Source organism: Mycobacterium sp. E2497, from assembly GCF_001668695.1.
In the GTDB taxonomy this organism is placed as follows: Bacteria; Actinomycetota; Actinomycetes; order Mycobacteriales; family Mycobacteriaceae; genus Mycobacterium.
On sequence record NZ_LZKD01000292.1, the window covers coordinates 1 to 590 of the forward strand.

The 590-nt window shown below is 72.9% G+C and carries 2 pseudogenes; one reads left to right on the forward strand and one right to left on the reverse strand.

The features are described 5' to 3' along the window. Window positions 1-313: pseudogene (locus tag A5713_RS26520) on the forward strand (anthranilate phosphoribosyltransferase); the annotation flags it as partial. A 200-nt stretch (window positions 314-513) separates the two neighbouring features. Here the strand turns inward: A5713_RS26520 and A5713_RS29805 are convergent. After that, window positions 514-590, reverse strand: a pseudogene (locus tag A5713_RS29805) (hypothetical protein); the annotation flags it as partial.

Consider the following 590-nt stretch of genomic DNA (forward strand, 5'->3'; position numbering starts at 1 on the left):
CACGGTGGACAAGCTGACCTTCGATCCGGCCGGATTCGGTTTCGCCCGAGCCGATCTCGGTGACCTGCTGGGCGGTGACGCGCAAGCCAACGCCGCCGAGGTGCGTGCGGTGCTGGCCGGCGGCAAGGGACCGGTCCGGGACGCCGTGGTGCTCAACGCCGCCGGGGCCCTGGTCGCCCACGCCGGTCTATCCAGCCGCGCTGAATGGTTGCCGGCGTGGGAGGACGGGCTGCGGCGCGCCGGCGCGGCGATCGACTCCGGCGCGGCCGAAGAGCTGCTCGCGCGATGGGTGCGGTTCGGCGAGCAGCTCTGAATCGTATTGCGCCGCTTGGGCCGAGGTCTGCTCGTAGGCCAACCGCGCCGAGCGCGCCGAGGCCGCCCACGATGCCCACGCGCCGGCTGAGCGCAGCGGTGATGCCCAGCCGGCGGCGTCGGGGGAGTCGTCGACCCGGACGATGCGCACCCCAGGACCGGCCAGCCAGCGCGCGATGAGCGCGGATTCCTCCACCAGCGCACCGCCCAGCAGGTCACCGAGATCGGCTCGGGCGAAACCGAATCCGGCCGGATCGAAGGTCAGCTTGTCCACCGTG